The sequence below is a fragment of the Thermococcus sp. 21S7 genome (assembly GCF_012027615.1).
Taxonomy (GTDB): domain Archaea; phylum Methanobacteriota_B; class Thermococci; order Thermococcales; family Thermococcaceae; genus Thermococcus.
Window position 1 is genome coordinate 1 of sequence record NZ_SNUT01000035.1, and the last position, 387, is coordinate 387.

The 387-nt window shown below is 57.1% G+C and carries 1 pseudogene; it reads right to left on the minus strand.

Annotated features, from left to right (window positions below):
• Nucleotides 1-380, minus strand: a pseudogene (locus tag E3E51_RS12985) (aldehyde ferredoxin oxidoreductase N-terminal domain-containing protein); the annotation flags it as partial.
• Between the last annotated feature and the right edge of the window lie 7 nt (nt 381-387).

Genomic DNA, 387 nt, shown 5'->3' on the forward strand with positions numbered 1-387 from the left:
TCTATCGCCTTCAGCTTCTTGCTTCCCATCACGGCACCAACGCCGCCCCTTCCAGCGGCCCTGTGCTCGTCGTTCATAACGGCCGCAAACTTGACGAGGTTTTCTCCAGCAGGACCAATGAGTGCAGCGCGGATTCTCTTGTCGCCGATTTCTTCCTTAAGGGCCTCCTCCGTCTCTGTTGAGGTCTTACCCCAGAGGTGGGAAGCGTCCCTGAGCTCGACGCTCTCGTCGTTTATGTAGAGGTAAACCGGGTGGTCGGACGCTCCCTCTACTATGATGGCGTCCCAGCCGGCGAACTTGAGTTCAGCACCAAAGAATCCGCCCGAGTTCGCCATGGCTATGTAGCCGGTCAGCGGGCTCTTGGTTATCACCATATACCTTCAGATC